The organism is Caproicibacter sp. BJN0012, assembly GCF_035986805.1.
GTDB lineage: Bacteria > Bacillota > Clostridia > Oscillospirales > Acutalibacteraceae > Caproicibacter.
The window spans coordinates 38,829-52,972 of the sequence record NZ_CP142518.1 but is presented as its reverse complement, the minus strand read 5'-3'; the positions used below and the strand labels follow the sequence as shown (position 1 = coordinate 52,972).

At 57.8% G+C, this 14,144-nt stretch carries 15 protein-coding genes; 3 read left to right on the top strand and 12 right to left on the bottom strand.

Annotation, left to right across the window (positions count from 1 at the left end; genetic code table 11):
* Positions 1-119: 119 nt before the first annotated feature.
* Together VA597_RS00265 and VA597_RS00260 are read right to left on the bottom strand one after the other, a co-directional pair.
* The gene (locus VA597_RS00265; protein WP_128741070.1) at positions 120-953 is read right to left on the bottom strand and encodes a serine hydrolase; all 834 of its coding nucleotides are present in this window, start codon (positions 951-953) and stop codon (positions 120-122) included.
* A gap of 194 nt (positions 954-1,147) precedes the next feature.
* Positions 1,148-2,113: an IS30 family transposase gene (locus tag VA597_RS00260; protein WP_128741069.1), complete on the bottom strand. Its 966-nt coding sequence runs from the start codon at positions 2,111-2,113 to the stop codon at positions 1,148-1,150.
* A 1,056-nt stretch (positions 2,114-3,169) separates the two neighbouring features.
* Here VA597_RS00260 and VA597_RS00255 point away from each other — a divergent pair.
* Entirely contained in the window at positions 3,170-3,400 is a 231-nt protein-coding gene (locus VA597_RS00255; RefSeq protein WP_326974925.1) for a hypothetical protein, read from the top strand.
* Positions 3,401-3,798: 398 nt separating this feature from the next.
* On the opposite strand, the gene ilvC is transcribed toward VA597_RS00255, so the two are convergent.
* The 9 genes from ilvC to VA597_RS00210 form a co-directional block, all read right to left on the bottom strand.
* A complete protein-coding gene (gene ilvC, locus VA597_RS00250; RefSeq protein ID WP_128741068.1) occupies positions 3,799-4,800 on the bottom strand; it encodes a ketol-acid reductoisomerase in 1,002 nt (333 codons plus the stop codon).
* 75 nt (positions 4,801-4,875) lie between these two features.
* Positions 4,876-5,376, bottom strand: coding sequence for an acetolactate synthase small subunit (gene ilvN / locus VA597_RS00245; protein ID WP_128741067.1), 501 nt, complete (start codon positions 5,374-5,376; stop codon positions 4,876-4,878).
* A 14-nt stretch (positions 5,377-5,390) separates the two neighbouring features.
* Positions 5,391-7,019: a biosynthetic-type acetolactate synthase large subunit gene (gene ilvB, locus VA597_RS00240; protein ID WP_128741066.1), complete on the bottom strand. Its 1,629-nt coding sequence runs from the start codon at positions 7,017-7,019 to the stop codon at positions 5,391-5,393.
* 818 nt (positions 7,020-7,837) lie between these two features.
* Entirely contained in the window at positions 7,838-8,524 is a 687-nt protein-coding gene (locus VA597_RS00235) for a TVP38/TMEM64 family protein (RefSeq protein ID WP_326974924.1), read from the bottom strand.
* A 104-nt stretch (positions 8,525-8,628) separates the two neighbouring features.
* Positions 8,629-9,882, bottom strand: a complete 1,254-nt coding sequence (locus tag VA597_RS00230; protein ID WP_128741064.1) for an MFS transporter — start codon at positions 9,880-9,882, stop codon at positions 8,629-8,631.
* Positions 9,883-10,076: 194 nt separating this feature from the next.
* A complete protein-coding gene (locus tag VA597_RS00225) occupies positions 10,077-10,430 on the bottom strand; it encodes a phage holin family protein (protein ID WP_164918891.1) in 354 nt (117 codons plus the stop codon).
* 22 nt (positions 10,431-10,452) lie between these two features.
* Positions 10,453-10,773 (bottom strand): hypothetical protein, encoded by a 321-nt coding sequence (locus VA597_RS00220; protein WP_128741062.1) that lies wholly within the window; start codon positions 10,771-10,773, stop codon positions 10,453-10,455.
* Complete coding sequence (locus VA597_RS00215) at positions 10,763-11,206, bottom strand: SHOCT-like domain-containing protein (protein ID WP_128741061.1); 444 nt, start codon at positions 11,204-11,206, stop codon at positions 10,763-10,765. The genes VA597_RS00220 and VA597_RS00215 overlap by 11 nt, the downstream gene beginning before the upstream one ends.
* A gap of 29 nt (positions 11,207-11,235) precedes the next feature.
* On the bottom strand, positions 11,236-11,604 hold the full coding sequence (locus VA597_RS00210) for a DUF2089 domain-containing protein (protein WP_128741060.1): 369 nt from the start codon (positions 11,602-11,604) through the stop codon (positions 11,236-11,238).
* A gap of 335 nt (positions 11,605-11,939) precedes the next feature.
* Between VA597_RS00210 and VA597_RS00205 the strand changes: the two genes are divergently transcribed.
* Positions 11,940-12,209, top strand: a complete 270-nt coding sequence (locus VA597_RS00205; RefSeq protein ID WP_128741059.1) for a hypothetical protein — start codon at positions 11,940-11,942, stop codon at positions 12,207-12,209.
* A 93-nt stretch (positions 12,210-12,302) separates the two neighbouring features.
* Positions 12,303-12,809: a hypothetical protein gene (locus VA597_RS00200; RefSeq protein ID WP_128741058.1), complete on the top strand. Its 507-nt coding sequence runs from the start codon at positions 12,303-12,305 to the stop codon at positions 12,807-12,809.
* A gap of 34 nt (positions 12,810-12,843) precedes the next feature.
* Here the strand turns inward: VA597_RS00200 and VA597_RS00195 are convergent, their stop codons facing one another.
* Positions 12,844-13,689, bottom strand: a complete 846-nt coding sequence (locus VA597_RS00195; RefSeq protein ID WP_128741057.1) for a deoxyribonuclease IV — start codon at positions 13,687-13,689, stop codon at positions 12,844-12,846.
* Between the last annotated feature and the right edge of the window lie 455 nt (positions 13,690-14,144).

Below are 14,144 nucleotides of genomic sequence, written 5' to 3'. Positions count from 1 at the left end.
AGCAAAAGGGTGCCCGGCAGCCAGCCGAGCACCCTTGCTCTTCCTTGCGAAGTAAATCTATAATTATAAATAATATCATGTGGGAACATTTATATAGTGCCTAAAAGCAAGTATAAAAATTACATTGTATTACATTTTTTCGCGGCGAAAGATTCGTAAACCGCTTTGCTCAGCGTTCCGATCAGGCGTTCCGCGACCGGATTTTCGTCCGATTCCTCCATGCAGCCGGTCACGAAACAGCCGAAATAGTAGGCTTGCCCGGGCAGATCGAAAATGCCCGCGTCATGCCTCAGGAAGTCGAGGCCGCCGGTCTTGTGCGCGAAGGAAACGGATTCCCCGCCGCAGAGATAGCGCAGAGCCATGGTGCAGTCCCTCTGGCGCAGCAGGATGCTTTTCGCCAGCCCGCACAGCCCCGGTGTGAGGATGGACTCCCGGAAAAGGGCGGAGTAGATGAGAAGCTGGTCCGCGGCGCTGGTGTAGTTGTTCCGGCCGGAGCGGACGGCGGCGCCATCCAGCATTTTACGCTGAAGGCCGGTCGATTTCAGCCCGAGCGAAGCGCAGAAGCCGTTGACCGCCTCCATTCCGACAACGTCGATCAGAACGTTGGTGGCGGTGTTGTCACTGTTGACGATCATCCAGGTAATCATTTCTTCCAGCGAGCATTCCCGCATCCCGGCGTCGAACACGAGGGTGTCGTCAAGGACCTCTTCCTCCGGGACCCGGACCGTCTGCGACAGGCTCAGTTTTCCATCCAGAACGAGCCGGAAAGCCGCGAGCATGATCGCCGTCTTGATCGTGCTGGCGGAAACGACCCGGTGCCCGGCCTCGATGGAGATCAGGTCCCTTCCCTCCGTCAGGTCGTGGACCAGCAGGGAGACCCGCGCGCCGGAGCGGCCGATTTCTCTCTTGCAGAATTGATTGAGCTTGTTCAGATCCAAAGCCTGCATCTTCATTTTCCGTCCTTTCTGTTTTCCGGTTATGATGCTTCCTGTCTGCCTGCGGCGGACGAGGGATTTTTTGCGCTCAGGCCGGACAGGGCCGATCTTTTGCGGACCTGAGGCTCGGTGGCTCTTAACCCTAATTTCTTCTTACTTCTACTCTTGCGCTCAGGCCGCGCAGGCCCCTCCTTTCGGTCTTGGGTGAATTGTCAAGTGAAGTGCAACAGATAAGAAGAAATGACTTCAGCAGGAGTTTTCCAATTCAAACATTTACGCGGGCGGTCGTTGAGACGCTCCATGACAAATGCCACGGCTTCTGGGGTAAGTTCTGTAAAACGGGTTCCTCTGGGGAAAAACTGACGAATCAATCCGTTCGTATTTTCCACAGTTGGCTTCTGCCACGGAGAGGCTGGGCGAGTGTAATAATACAACGCTTCAAAGCGGCTCTCAAATTCACGGTGGCAGTTGAATTCGATCCCTCGATCCGACGTTACCGTGCGGAGCGGAACCTTTCCGCCTTCAAAGAAGAACTCAAAGCCCCGCATGACTTCTTCCCGTCTGATGTTGCGCAGGACGGCCAGGCAGCAGTATCGACTTTTTCGGTCGGTCACATTCAGCAAATAAGCGCGTTTTGCTTGTCCGAACCCGATCGTGTCAGCTTCCCAGTCTCCAAGTCTCTTTCTGCGTAGAGCTTCTTTGCTTCTCTCCCGGATTTCCCGCGCCCCGGCCTTGTACCCACGAGTTTCTCCATGCTGACGGCCATAGTGACGCAGTTTCATCGTAAGTTGTACGGAACGTGGCAGCAAGTCCGCGCGTAGCCACCGATATATGCTGCTGTGCGAGATTTTCATGTCCCGGTCATCCGGATAGTCTAACCGGATTCTTCCGGCAATTTGTTCGGGCGACCATGACAATTCAAGCTTTTCGGATATGTAAGCTGTCAGACGTGGGTTTTGATACAGCCTCTTCCGGCGGCATTCCATTCGCCGTTCAAGGTACCGGGCCCGTGCCGGAACGCTAAGATATTTTTGTCCCGAACGGTTCCTCTTGATCTCCCGGCTGATTGTGCCCGGATCCCTTTGCAACCTGCGTGCAAGCTGCCTCATACTGATCCCGTTATTCCACAATTGGGCTATCAATGCGCGCTCTTTTGGTGTAAGATGGTGGTAGTCCATAAAAAGCCTCTCCTTCAGTGGTGTCTTTTCAACTCCTACTGTATCATGGATTTGGCTTTTTGTGGACTCTTTCTACCCTCCTGTTGCACTTGCTATTTTAATTCACCCTTGAACGAAAGGAGGCAAAGTTCGCACGGGGGGCAGCCTACCGCTGCATCTACGATTTACGTTCCCGAAGCGGCGAAAAACAGGGAAGCAACAATGCTTTTTAAGCCGTGCATGCCGTAGGCGCGTCCGGACCGGATGGTCCCCCTGAACCCCCCAGGAGCCGTCAAAAAGATTTTTTCTGTTCTTCTAACAACAGCTTTTCATGGACGACGGGGGCTGAAAAATTAAAGCCACAAAGTATTTACCTAAAAGCTGAAATTCTTCAAAAAGTTACCTTTTTACATACGGCGTAAGATTGGGAATCGTTCAATGGGAAGCACTTGCGTAAGAATTCGTTGTTACTTCATGACAGGTGCCGGGGTGCAGGGGGACGTTTAGGTACCCCTCCCGTTGGGAAGTTGAAGTCCCCCCCGACTCAGCCTTTGCGTACTTTCGTCTGATTACGAAAGTACGGGGCCGTCCGGCCTGAGGACAAAGAAAGATAATAGAAGAAATTTCGGTTAAGGGGCTCCGGGCCTTGGACCAACAAAAATTCATAAACAAGATCAATGAAGAGATTTATAGTTGAATTTTGGTAAATACAGGATTATAATAGGAATCGTAGAGCACAATAAAAAGTGCAAAGCAGGGACAGGGTGGTGGAACACCCCGCCCCCTGCATACGGAGAAGCAGCCTCCATACACAGCGGTAAAAACCGCGCATTTGCAGGTAATAGTATACCTCTTTTTCTTCTTTTTGTATAGAGGGGGGGAAAAAGGCGGGAGCGAAAAACAACCTGCTTTTCACGCGCGCCGGTGTATGGAATGAAAAATTTCCGTACCGGTGCTTTTTTGTGCCCTGCGGGCAACGCACCGTTGCATCTTCAGCCTGCCATACAGAACCGGCGAGAATTTGCGGCTTGGTTTGGCAGGACGGTTCAGGGAGTCTCCCAAAGGCAAAGTCCTTGCGTGCGCGCCGGTTCTCCGGACGAACGTGCCAACGAGCGGACGCGGTTTCGCCTATCGGAAGTTCCCAACCTCTGTCCCGCCAAACAAAGCGAACGGTTTTCTGCCGTTCCGATCGGCGGGCTGAAGGGAGCGGCGGCACGCCGCCCGCCGGCGGTTCTTCCCCTTGAGGGAAACGGGCCGGCTTTCTCCGCCCGGAACGGGGCCGGGCGGGAAAGCGAGTGCGAAGCGTGAAAAGAAGTTTAAAATTCGGAGCGCCCTTCCTCCATTGGCCGAAGCCCTGACGGGAACAGTCCGGCGAGGGGAGCGGCGCGGGCATGCCGGTGCATTGGGCACAGTGTATGTAAGAAAGTTCTCTATTCCCCGGTCCATCCCATGGTCCGCCAAACGGGGGCCGCCGACAGAAGGCCGCGCAAATGCTGATGCATCCGCGCGGCCTGATTTTATTCCCACAGCATACGCTTCGGCGGGCTATCTGAATCGTGGACGCACAGCGTCTTTCGCGCCCGGCGGACACATAGTGTCTTTCGCGCCTACGGCGGACACATAGTGTCTTTTCGCGCCTACGGCGTTCCCGGCTTTCGCTTTCGGGAGATTCCGACCAGCGGGCCGAAGATGCAGCGGTACGCTGCTCAGTCGATCGGGTCGTTGTTCCAAGAATACATTTTGCGCAGCTCCTTGCCGACGGACTCAAGCTGATGCTCGGCCTCGATGCGGCGGCAGGCGCTGAAATGCGCGCGTCCGTTCTTGTTTTCCGCGATCCACTTGGACGCGAACGAGCCGTCCTGGATTTCGGAGAGGACCTTCTTCATTTCCTTCTTTGTCTCGTCCGTGATGAGCCGCTTGCCGGTCTCGTAGTCGCCGAATTCCGCCGTGTCGGAGATCGAGTAGCGCATCAGCGAGAACCCGCCGCGGTAGATCAGGTCTACGATCAGCTTCATTTCATGGATACACTCGAAATAGGCGTTTTCCGGCGCGTAGCCCGCTTCGACCAGCGTCTCGAACCCGGCCTTCATCAGGGCGGTCACGCCGCCGCACAGCACGCACTGCTCGCCGAACAGGTCGGTCTCCGTCTCGATCTTGAACGTCGTCTCCATGATGGCCGCCCGCGCCGCGCCGAGTCCCGCGCCGTACGCCAGGCCGATGTCGTGCGCGTGGCCGGTGTAGTCCTGCTCCACCGCGATCAGGCACGGCACGCCCTTGCCCGCCGTGTATTCGCTGCGGACCGTGTGGCCCGGACCCTTCGGGGCGATCATGAACACGTCGATGTTCTTCGGCGGCGTGATCTGCTTAAAGTGGATGTTGAAGCCGTGCGCGAACGCGAGGGCCTTGCCCTCCGTCAGATAAGGCTCGATGTCCTTTTTATACATGTCGGCCTGTCTCTCGTCCGGAATCAGAATCATAATAATATCGGCGGCCTTGGTCGCTTCCGGCACAGTGAGGACCTTCAGCCCCGCGGCTTCCGCTTTCGCGCGGCTCTTGCTGCCTTCGTAAAGGCCTACGATGACGTCGACTCCGCTGTCGTGCAGGTTCAGCGCGTGCGCGTGGCCCTGGCTGCCATAGCCGATAATCGCGACTGTCTTTCCCTTCATCAGATTGATGTCACAGTCGGATTCATAATAGATCTTTGGCATTTTTACATTCCCCCTGGCCTTTCGGCTATAAATTTATTAAATAAAGAATAATGGCTTTGCATAGGTGTTCCGCTGTTATTCCTTATTGTTCTTTAATACCCCGGACCCTTTTTCGATTGCGATCGACCCGGCGCGCACGACCTCGCGCAGGCCGTAGGGCGTCAGCAGCTCCAGCAGGGTGCGGCTCCGCTCCTCGTCGCCGGCGAACCGCAGGGTCAGGGAGGCGGCGGCCACGTCGATCACGTCCGCGCCCATCAGCCGCGCGACGTTGAGCACCTCCGCGTGCTGCTTGGGCTTGCAGGCGACCTTGACCAGCGTCAGTTCGCTGCTGACGAACGCCCCCGGCTCCAGAACCTTCACCTTGATGACCGGGATCAGCTTGTTCAGCTGCTTTTCCACCTGCTCCACGAGATGATCGTCGCCGTCGACCAGGATGGTCATGCGGGAGATCTTAGGGTTCTGCGTCGTCCCGACGGCGAGGCTGTCGATGTTGAAGCCCCGGCGCGCGAAAAGGCTCGCCACGCGGGAAAGGACGCCCGGCTGATTCTCCACAAGAACGGAAAGAGTGTGTTTCATGCGGCTCCCCTCCCTCACAGCGTCGGCGCGCCGGGATCGACCCGGCACACCAGCAGAAACGGCCCTCTGCTTTCCAGCATTTCGCGGGCGAGGCGCTCGGCGGAACCGTTGGAGTCCGCCAGCGCCGACCGGATGCCGTAGGCCCCCGCCAGCGCGACAAAATCCGGGTTGCCCTCAAGTTCCGTCGCGGGGCAGCGCCCCCCGTAATACCTGTTCTGAAGTTCCCAAACCATCCCAAGGCGGGAATTCTGCATTAAAACGATTTTGACCTCCGCGCCGCTTTCGCAGAGCGTCGCAAGCTCGCACATCGACATCTGGAACGCCCCGTCCCCGCAGATGCAGACCACCTGCCGGTCCGGCTTGGCCAGCTTTGCCCCGACGGCCGCCGGCAGGGAATACCCCATGGTTCCCAGCCCCCCGGAGGTGAGGAACCGCCCCAGCTTCACGTTGAAGCTGGACGCCGCCCAGATCTGGTTCTGGCCCACGTCGGAAATCAGGATCGCGTTTTCCCGCATCATGGCGGAAAGCGCGCGGAAGAACGACCGCGGCTCCACAAAGCCCGTGCCGTTCTGCGGCGTGCCGTGCGGGACGAACTCCGCCTTGTCCCGCGCCAGCCGCCGCACCCACTCGCCGGTCTCCGGCGCGGCGCCCATCTGCTGCGCAAGGCTTTTCAGCACCAGGCGGACGTCCCCGACGATCGGAATATCCACATCCATGTTCTTGCCGATTTCCGCCGGGTCGACGTCGATGTGGATAATCATGGATTTTTCCGTGATTTTTTCCGGATCGTTGACCGCGCGGTCCCCGACCCTGGCCCCGCAGAGCAGGATGCAGTCCGCCGCGTGAATCGCGCGGTTGGCGTTTTCGTGCCCGTGCATGCCGATCATGCCGAAGTAGAGCGGGCTGTCCATCGGCATCACGCCGAGGCCCATCATGGTGGAAACCACCGGGATCTGATTTTCCTGCGCGAACGAGATCAGCTCTTCCCGCGCGGCGGCGCTCACGACCCCGCCGCCGCAGACGATCAGCGGCCGCTTCGACTTGCGCACCGCCTCCGCCGCGCGGCGGACCTGCACGGCGTGACCCTGCGTGCGCGGCCTGTACCCGGCGATCTCCGCCTTCTGGGGATAGTCGAACGACCCGATCTCAGCCGTCTGCACGTCCGTCGGGATATCGATCAGGACCGGGCCGGGCCTTCCTGTGGAAGCGATGTGAAACGCTTCCTTGAACACGCGCGGCAGATCGGAAACGTCCTTGACCAGATAGGAGTGCTTCGTAAACGATTCGCACGCGCCGGTGATGTCCGCTTCCTGGAACACGTCGCGTCCCAAGAGCCATTGGTTGACCTGCCCGGTGATCGCGATCAGCGGGATCGAGTCCATGTACGCGGTCGCGATCCCGGTGATCAGGTTCGTCGCGCCGGGCCCGGAGGTCGCCACGCACACGCCCGGCTTCCCGCAGGCGCGGGCGTAGCCGCTCGCGGCGTGCGCGGCGTTCTGCTCCTGCCGCACCAGAATATGGCGGATCTTCGACTGGGACAGAGAATCGTAAAAAGGGCAGATGGCCGCGCCCGGATAGCCGAATACCAGCCCGACCTGCTCGCTTTCAAGGCATCTGACCATGATTTCGGCTCCGGTGATCAAACGTACCACTCCCTTGCTTTCGTTTGAATGTATTGTTTTTCATTATAAAATGGTTTCCGACTCAAGTCAACACTTTTATCGGCTAAAGGCGAAAAGTCTCCGTGTTTTGCGCCTTTTCTCCAGGCGGGCCGCGCGCGGAACGGCAGCGCCGCCGAAGCGGCCGCACGGTGACCTGAATTTATAAAATTTTTCAGAAAAATGTGTAACAAAACGGGGGGTCCAATCGGTATATTAGTGGGATTTGAAATGAGGTGAACAGGCTATCTTCTGGGCCGATCCGGGTTTAACTGTCATCATGGCAAAAGCCGCCGCGATTCTACTTCTGGCTTGCGAGGCCGTTTGGGTGGAAAGGGCCTCCGTTTCACGGAAAAGCACACGGCCGTTTTCATTTTATCCAACATCCTCGCGATGACCAGCTGCGCGCTTTTGGTCCCGCCTCCGGAGTTTTGGTATGTGGCGGCGCTCGACGCGGCCGCTATCATGTTAAAGTACCTCATTCATCGATTCCCGTTTTTGATGCCGCCGCCCCGCAGCGCAAAAAACCGGGAAAACAGGTGTGGAAGTCAGCACACGGAAAAATAGGAAAATGGTCCGCAGCCGCTGCGCGGAACCGGGAAAGACGAAAAGTTTTTCAGAAAGAAGTGGTCCGCCTTGAAAGATTTTGCGATTTTCATGCTTTTTCTTTGGCTGCTCGTTTTGGCATTAACCAAAATATTAGAAATATATTATGAAAGAAAATCGCAGGGCCGCACCGCACAACGAATTCAATTTCTTTACTGGCTTTTTTCCGCTTTGTATTTTATCATACTCATTCTTTTCTATCTATTCTTCCTCCCTGTCGCCTGGCGGTAAATGAGGAACGCCGCAGCCGCCGGCACCGCCACGGCGCAGAGCAGCAGCACCGCTCGGCCGTAGTTCCCGCTGCCGAGCGCATGCCCGCCGAAAGAGCAGACCAGCAGCGCGGGCATGCGGGCCAGGGTGGAGATCACCAGAAAATCCGAAAATCTCTGAGGCACCAGCGCGGCGGAAAAGATGAACAGGCGTTTCGGCAGGCCGGGCACCAGAAACACGATCCAGGTCGCCCAGCCGCGCGCTTTTTCGTCCCGCAGAATCCACGGGCTTTTCCCGCGCGGAAACAAAAACTGAAAGAAACGCTCCCCGAACAGCTTGGAGAGATAAAAGACCAGCGCGGTGGAGCAGAGCACGGAGGCCGCAGTCAGAAGAAAGCCGCCCAGCGGGCCGAAAATATAGCCGGCGGCGACCGTCGTCACCTCGAGAGGGATCGGCAGGAACCCCTGAAGGACTTCGACGCCGAAAAACATCAAAACCCCCCAAAAGCCCTTTTGCTGGACGGCGGCGCGCATGAGGCCCGGGTTCGAGAGCAGAGCCGTCACCGGCCGGCACAGCGCCGCCGTCAAAAGGATGAAAAGGGCAAGCCCGGCCGCAACAACCAGAATGCCCAACAGGGTCTCCCCCCGCCGGGTGCGCGGTTTTCTGTGAATCAAAACGGTTTTCAAGCGCCCACCGCCATTCCCAAAATTTTCCTCATTTTTATGATACGTCAGAAAAGGAGGAAAATTCATGGGGAAAAGAAAATCAGGATTCAAAATTATGGCTCCGGCTTGTCTTCCGCTCCGGGAACCGCGGCGGCTCCGTCCCCGGCCATATATTCCCGGCAGTTCCGGCTGAAGGCGGTGAACAGCAGAAAAATCAGCGAACCGGCAAACGCGGCGGAAATCACCGCGCGCAGCGGGAACGCCTCGCCCAGCATCCCGCCCAGCGCCATTGCGAACGGGGTCAGCCCCTGCGTCATCATCGCCATAAAAGACATCACCTTTCCGCGCACCTCCTGCGCGGTCGAGCTCTGTACGGCGGTCATGAAGAGAACATTGATCAGCGAATTGGCAAAGCCGCCCAAAGCAACCAGCACGACCATGGGAAACAGCGAATTCTGGTTGATCCCGGCGATGAAGCCCAGATTGCTGACAAGGCATCCCGCGACGTAGGCCGGCACGATCATCCCCGGTTTCAGCGCGACCACGGAAAACAGGATGAAGCCGAGCATCGTGCCGCTCATAAAGCTGCCCGTCACCACGCCGTATCCGCCGGAACCGAGAAAGGGCGTGGCGCGGCAGAGCGGAAGGATCAGCGTGATGCCGACGAACGAGCAGAAATTGCACACCGCGGCGGCCGCCAGAATCAGCCGGAGTCCGGGCTGCCTCCAAATATAGCGAAAGCCGTCTCTCATATCTTCAAGGAAGCTGACCTTTTCGGTCCGTCTGCCGTCCGGAATGCCGACAAAACCCAGCGAGCCGCCCGAAAACAGAAAGGACAGCCCGTCGAACAGAAACAGCGCGGGCGCGCCGAGCGCCTGATACAGAAATCCGCCCGCGACGCTGCCGGCCAGGTTGGAGCCGGAGGTCACGACGGAAAAGGCGGAATTGGCGTTTGCGATCTTTTCCCTCGGAACAAGATCCGGCACGGAGGACAGGATTCCGGGCTGGAACACCGCGCCGCACAGGCTCAGGATGACCCCCGCCGCGAACACCATCCACACGGCGAGGCGGCCGCGCCAGGCCGCGGCCGCGAGCAGCAGGACGCAGGCTCCGCGAAGGATATCCATCAAAATAAACAGCCTCTTTTTATGCGAGCGGTCGATCAGAACGCCCGCGAACGGGGAGACGAGCACGCCGGGCAGCGTGGAGGCCGCCATCAGCGTTCCCATCAGCGCGGTGGAGCCCGTGGCGGCCAGCACCCAGAAGCCCAGCGCAATGCTGTAAACCGCATCGCCCGCCGTAGAGACAAGCTGTCCCTGCCAAAGGATCAAAAAGCTGGAGTTCCACATCTTTTCCCGATGTTTCACTTGACTGTCTTCCTTTCTCGAAAATCCCCTTGCGCTTCCCGCCAAAGAGTTTGCGCCGGACGCCGAAAGCCGGCGGACGGCGAAATTGACAGCGAAAAAAAGCGTAAAAGATCCCCGGCGTCCGCCGGACGTCTGATTTTTCAGCGCCCAGCCGACGTTTATTTCGTTCAAAAATTCAATTGTATTTCCGTATCTTAATCAGCGCGCCAATGCGATCTCCGGGCAAACAACAGGTTGCCTGCCGAAACCAGAAGGGAGATAAACACGCAGACTCCCAGACCCCGAATGACGATTCCGGGAATCAGCGCGGCCGCCAGCGCGACCACGATCCCGTTGACCACAAGGCTGAACAGCCCGAAGGTCACAAGGGTGAACGGCAGCGCCAGGACCTGCAGCACAGGCCGCAGAAAGATGTTCAATAACCAGAGAATGGTGGCGCAGGCGATCATGGCCGCCCATCCGCCCCAAAGGACGAAACCTCCCGGAAAAAGCCTCGCGGCCAGAAACAGCGAGACCGCGCAGACCAGCCACTTGACAAATAATCTCATATTGCTCCTACTTTCCATCAGCTTATCTCAAGAAACACCTGACCCGAACCCGGCGCCCCCCGGGTTCCTCCACGTCGACGTCGGCAAGCTCCTCCGGTCCGGTCCTGCACAGCTCTTCGGCAAACCGCCTGAGCGCGGGCAGAATATCGAAGACCGGGACCCGGTCCAGGGACCGCCGCGCGCCGGGGAACAGACGGGCGAGCGTAAGCGCGTCCTCCGCCATATCCGTCCACTGGAACAGGAGGAACAGCGGGACCGGAACGCCGAACGAAAATCCCCGTTTGTCCGGGCCGTTCCGGATTTTCACCGAAACCCACAGCAGCACCGCCGGCCTATTCGACATAAATCCTGACCTTCGAAGAACCTTCTCCTTCTCCGTCGCCGGTGTCGACATTGACGAAATCCTCATCCGCGCCGCTTTCGATCAGCTCCTCCACCTGTGAGAGGATGGAGGCGACGTCCACGCCGTTTTCTTCCAGCTCCTGCTTTGTCTTCTTCGGAATGCTGGAAAGCGCGATCGGCCCCAGGGACCGGATCAGGGAGATCGGGATGCTCACGTTGACTTTCGCTTTTCCGTTGTTTGCCTCCGCGTTGTCGACCAGAATCCGCAGCTTCTTCGGCTTGCGGCCGCGGCTGTCCTTCAGAACGACCGGCTCCGGTCCGGGCTCCGGCTCCCGGCGGCTCTCCAGCGCGTCCAGCAGGCGCTCGGCTTCCTCCGTCGTGATCGCTCCGTCGCGGAGCAGGTTCAGGATGCGGGTTTTCTCGTTTCCGTTCATGGGGATTCCTCCTGAAAAATTTGATAGGATTATTTTCCGGAAAGCAGCTTTGCCGCTTCCTCCGCCGTGATCTTTTTCTGCTCCAGCAGATCGAGGACTTCCTCCGGGTCCGGACGGTCCGGGGCGGGCGGGTCCTGGGGGAAAAGCGCCGCAAGCAGCTCTTCCAGCATGTTCTTTACCGTCGGGTATGAAACGGACAGCGTCCGCTCCACCTCTTTGATGTTGCCGCGGCACTTTAAAAAGGTGTCCAGAAACAGCTTCTGCCGCTCGTTCAGCGAACAGTACCGGCAGGGAGAAAAAACGCCCGTAATTTCCGACGAACAGTTCGGGCAGGTCAGGCGCGTGATCTGCAGCTCCGCCCCGCAGACCGAGCATTTGGTTGGCGCCGCGTATTCCATTCGATCATCTCCGCTTTTTATTTCAGTCTTATCATAGCGGCAAATCTTAATAATGTCAATATTAAAATCAATATTTTTAAGTTTATTCTTAAATTATTTAATTTTTACTATTTATATTTAAATGTGAAGGTTTTATGCGTTTGATTTTATTTTTCCCTACAATACGCTAATATGGAATCATGCCGGGGAAAAGAGGACTTTTATTTCCGCGGTCCTTTCCGCCTACCCAAAGGAGATTCCGGTTGAGGAGCTTCGGCGGTACCCGCTCCCGGAATGGGAGAGCCAGCGCTATTGTCAGGACGAGCCGGTGCCGCTGAATCCGCGCGCGGTCATGGATGGAAATTGTTCCTTACGACGGCTGCGACGTGCTGTTTCTGAGCAGGCGGGACGAACTGGCCGAATCGTTTCTGCGGGCGTTTCCCCAAGCGGTTGACCTGGCTGAAACAAATCAAAAAGCAAACGCCATGGAGCGCCGTATCACGGAGCTGCTGCACAGGGAAGCGGCGGCGGGCATTATGATTCTACAGACGGGGAAATCATCGGCAAAATCCGGGAATTGCTGGACAGAACGTAAAAAAGCCTCCGGAAAAATCCGGAGGCCTTGAGCGTTTATGCGGAACCCGGGCGGCGGGATGAATACTATAAGATTGAACCCTTTTGCCGGGCTTGATTTCTGAAAAACGGAGTGAACTTGACCTATGCTTCAACTTTTTAAGCCGGCCTGCACATGCCCGAACGCTTCAGCCGAAGGTTTCTCCGCCGCCCTGCCCTCGTTCGCGGTTTCTTCCAGCACGGTATTATCCGGCTGGACCGTCACATCGCCCTATTTCAGCAGTTCCAGCTTCAACGCCGCCAGCGGGAATTATACCGCTCCGGCCACCGGCCTCTACGCGATGCAGGCGACGGTAAATTATGTCACCAACACGGCCATCACCATTTCGCTGGGAAACGACATCAACCCTTTCTTCGTCATCCGGAGGACTTCCCCCGCCGCGGCCCAGCTGATCAGCGGATTACTACCGATTGTCAATATCAGCGTTCTGGCCCTGTCGATCAGAGGCATCCTGGGGAGCAGCGCCGTCACCCTTACCGGAGTTGTTTCCCTGACAAAGGGGGACGTGGTCAGCCTCTACTACAATTCGGACGGGATGAGCGTGGCCTTTACGCTGACAGATTCCTTTTGGTCCGCATACCGCCTTTCTTAGTCTTTTATGCCATTCAGGAACAGGCCCGGCTGCCTTACGGATTTCCGGAGGTTTTCCATGCCGCCGAAATTGCCGCGATTTCCCTTCCGTGGCCTGAAAGGTCGTTCGGCGTTTCCAGGATCAGCGGAAGATCCCGCACGGCGGGATGGCGGGCGAAGCGGAGCAGGGCGTCGAAGCCGATCCGCCCCTCGCCGATCCGCTCGTGCCGGTCCTTGCGGCTGCCGATGGGATTTTTGCTGTCGTTCAGATGAACGGCCCGCAGCCGGGAAAGGCCGACGGCGCGGTCGAATTCCCCCAGCACGCCGTCCGGGTCGCCGACGATGTCGTACCCCGCGTCGAATATATGGCAGGTGTCGAGGCAAACGCCGATCCGCTCCGAACACTCCACCCGGTCGAGAATCGCCCTCAGTTCCTCGAAACTGCGGCCGACCTCGCTCCCCTTGCCGGCCATGGTTTCAAGAAGAACCGTGGTATGCATTTCCGGCGTTAGAATTTCGTTGAGCGCGCCGGCGATCATCCGGATACCCTCCTCCGCGCCCTGCCCGCCGTGGCTGCCGGGGTGAAGATTATAGCAGTTGCCGGGTAGGCGCTCCATGCGCGCCAGATCGTCCGCCAGCACCGAACACCCGAACGCGCGGACCTTTTCGTCGGCGGAGCAGACGTTCATGGTGTACGGCGCGTGCGCGACGACCGGACCGATGTTGTTTTCCCGCATCAGCTGAAGGAACTGATTTTCATCTTTCGGGTCGAGCGCGCGGGCTCTGCCTCCGCGCGGGTTGCGCGTAAAGAACTGGAACGTGTTCGCGCCGATCGAGAGCGCGTCGCGGCACATCGAGGCGTATCCTTTCGCCGCCGAAAGGTGGCAGCCGATTTTCAGCATTTGTTTTCTCCTTATCTGAATCATATGGGACAAAGGTCCTTTTTCTTTTTGTGCTCAGGCCGGACGCGCAGCGTCTTTTGCGCCTACGGCGGTCACGACTTCAGCCTTCTTTGCGCTCGGGCCGCGCGGGCCGATCTTTTGCGGACCTGAGGCTCGGTGGCTCTTAACCCTAATTTCTTCTTACTTCTACTCTTGCGCTCGGGCCGCGGGCTGATCTTTTGCGGGCCTGAGGCTCGGTGGCTCTTAACCTTTTATTTCTTCTTATTTTCTTCTTTGCGCTCAGGCCGCGCGGGCTGATCTTTTGCGGACCTGAGGCTCGGTGGCTCTTAACCCTAATTTCTTCTTACTTCTACTCTTGCGCTCAGGCCGCGCAGGCCCCTCCTTTCGTTCAAGGGTGAATTAAAATAGCAAGTGCAACAGGAGGGTAGAAAGAGTCCACAAAAAGCCAAATCCAT

What these genes read in the sequence shown, in the direction of transcription:
- VA597_RS00265 (WP_128741070.1), bottom strand. Translation starts at nt 953, where the DNA reads ATGAAGATGCAGGCTTTGGATCTGAACAAGCTCAATCAATTCTGCAAG.
- VA597_RS00260 (WP_128741069.1), bottom strand. Translation starts at nt 2,113, where the DNA reads ATGGACTACCACCATCTTACACCAAAAGAGCGCGCATTGATAGCCCAA.
- ilvC (WP_128741068.1), bottom strand. Translation starts at nt 4,800, where the DNA reads ATGCCAAAGATCTATTATGAATCCGACTGTGACATCAATCTGATGAAG.
- ilvN (WP_128741067.1), bottom strand. Translation starts at nt 5,376, where the DNA reads ATGAAACACACTCTTTCCGTTCTTGTGGAGAATCAGCCGGGCGTCCTT.
- VA597_RS00225 (WP_164918891.1), bottom strand. Translation starts at nt 10,430, where the DNA reads ATGAGATTATTTGTCAAGTGGCTGGTCTGCGCGGTCTCGCTGTTTCTG.
- VA597_RS00220 (WP_128741062.1), bottom strand. Translation starts at nt 10,773, where the DNA reads ATGTCGAATAGGCCGGCGGTGCTGCTGTGGGTTTCGGTGAAAATCCGG.
- VA597_RS00215 (WP_128741061.1), bottom strand. Translation starts at nt 11,206, where the DNA reads ATGAACGGAAACGAGAAAACCCGCATCCTGAACCTGCTCCGCGACGGA.
- VA597_RS00210 (WP_128741060.1), bottom strand. Translation starts at nt 11,604, where the DNA reads ATGGAATACGCGGCGCCAACCAAATGCTCGGTCTGCGGGGCGGAGCTG.
- VA597_RS00205 (WP_128741059.1), top strand. Translation starts at nt 11,940, where the DNA reads ATGGAAATTGTTCCTTACGACGGCTGCGACGTGCTGTTTCTGAGCAGG.
- VA597_RS00200 (WP_128741058.1), top strand. Translation starts at nt 12,303, where the DNA reads ATGCTTCAACTTTTTAAGCCGGCCTGCACATGCCCGAACGCTTCAGCC.
- VA597_RS00195 (WP_128741057.1), bottom strand. Translation starts at nt 13,689, where the DNA reads ATGCTGAAAATCGGCTGCCACCTTTCGGCGGCGAAAGGATACGCCTCG.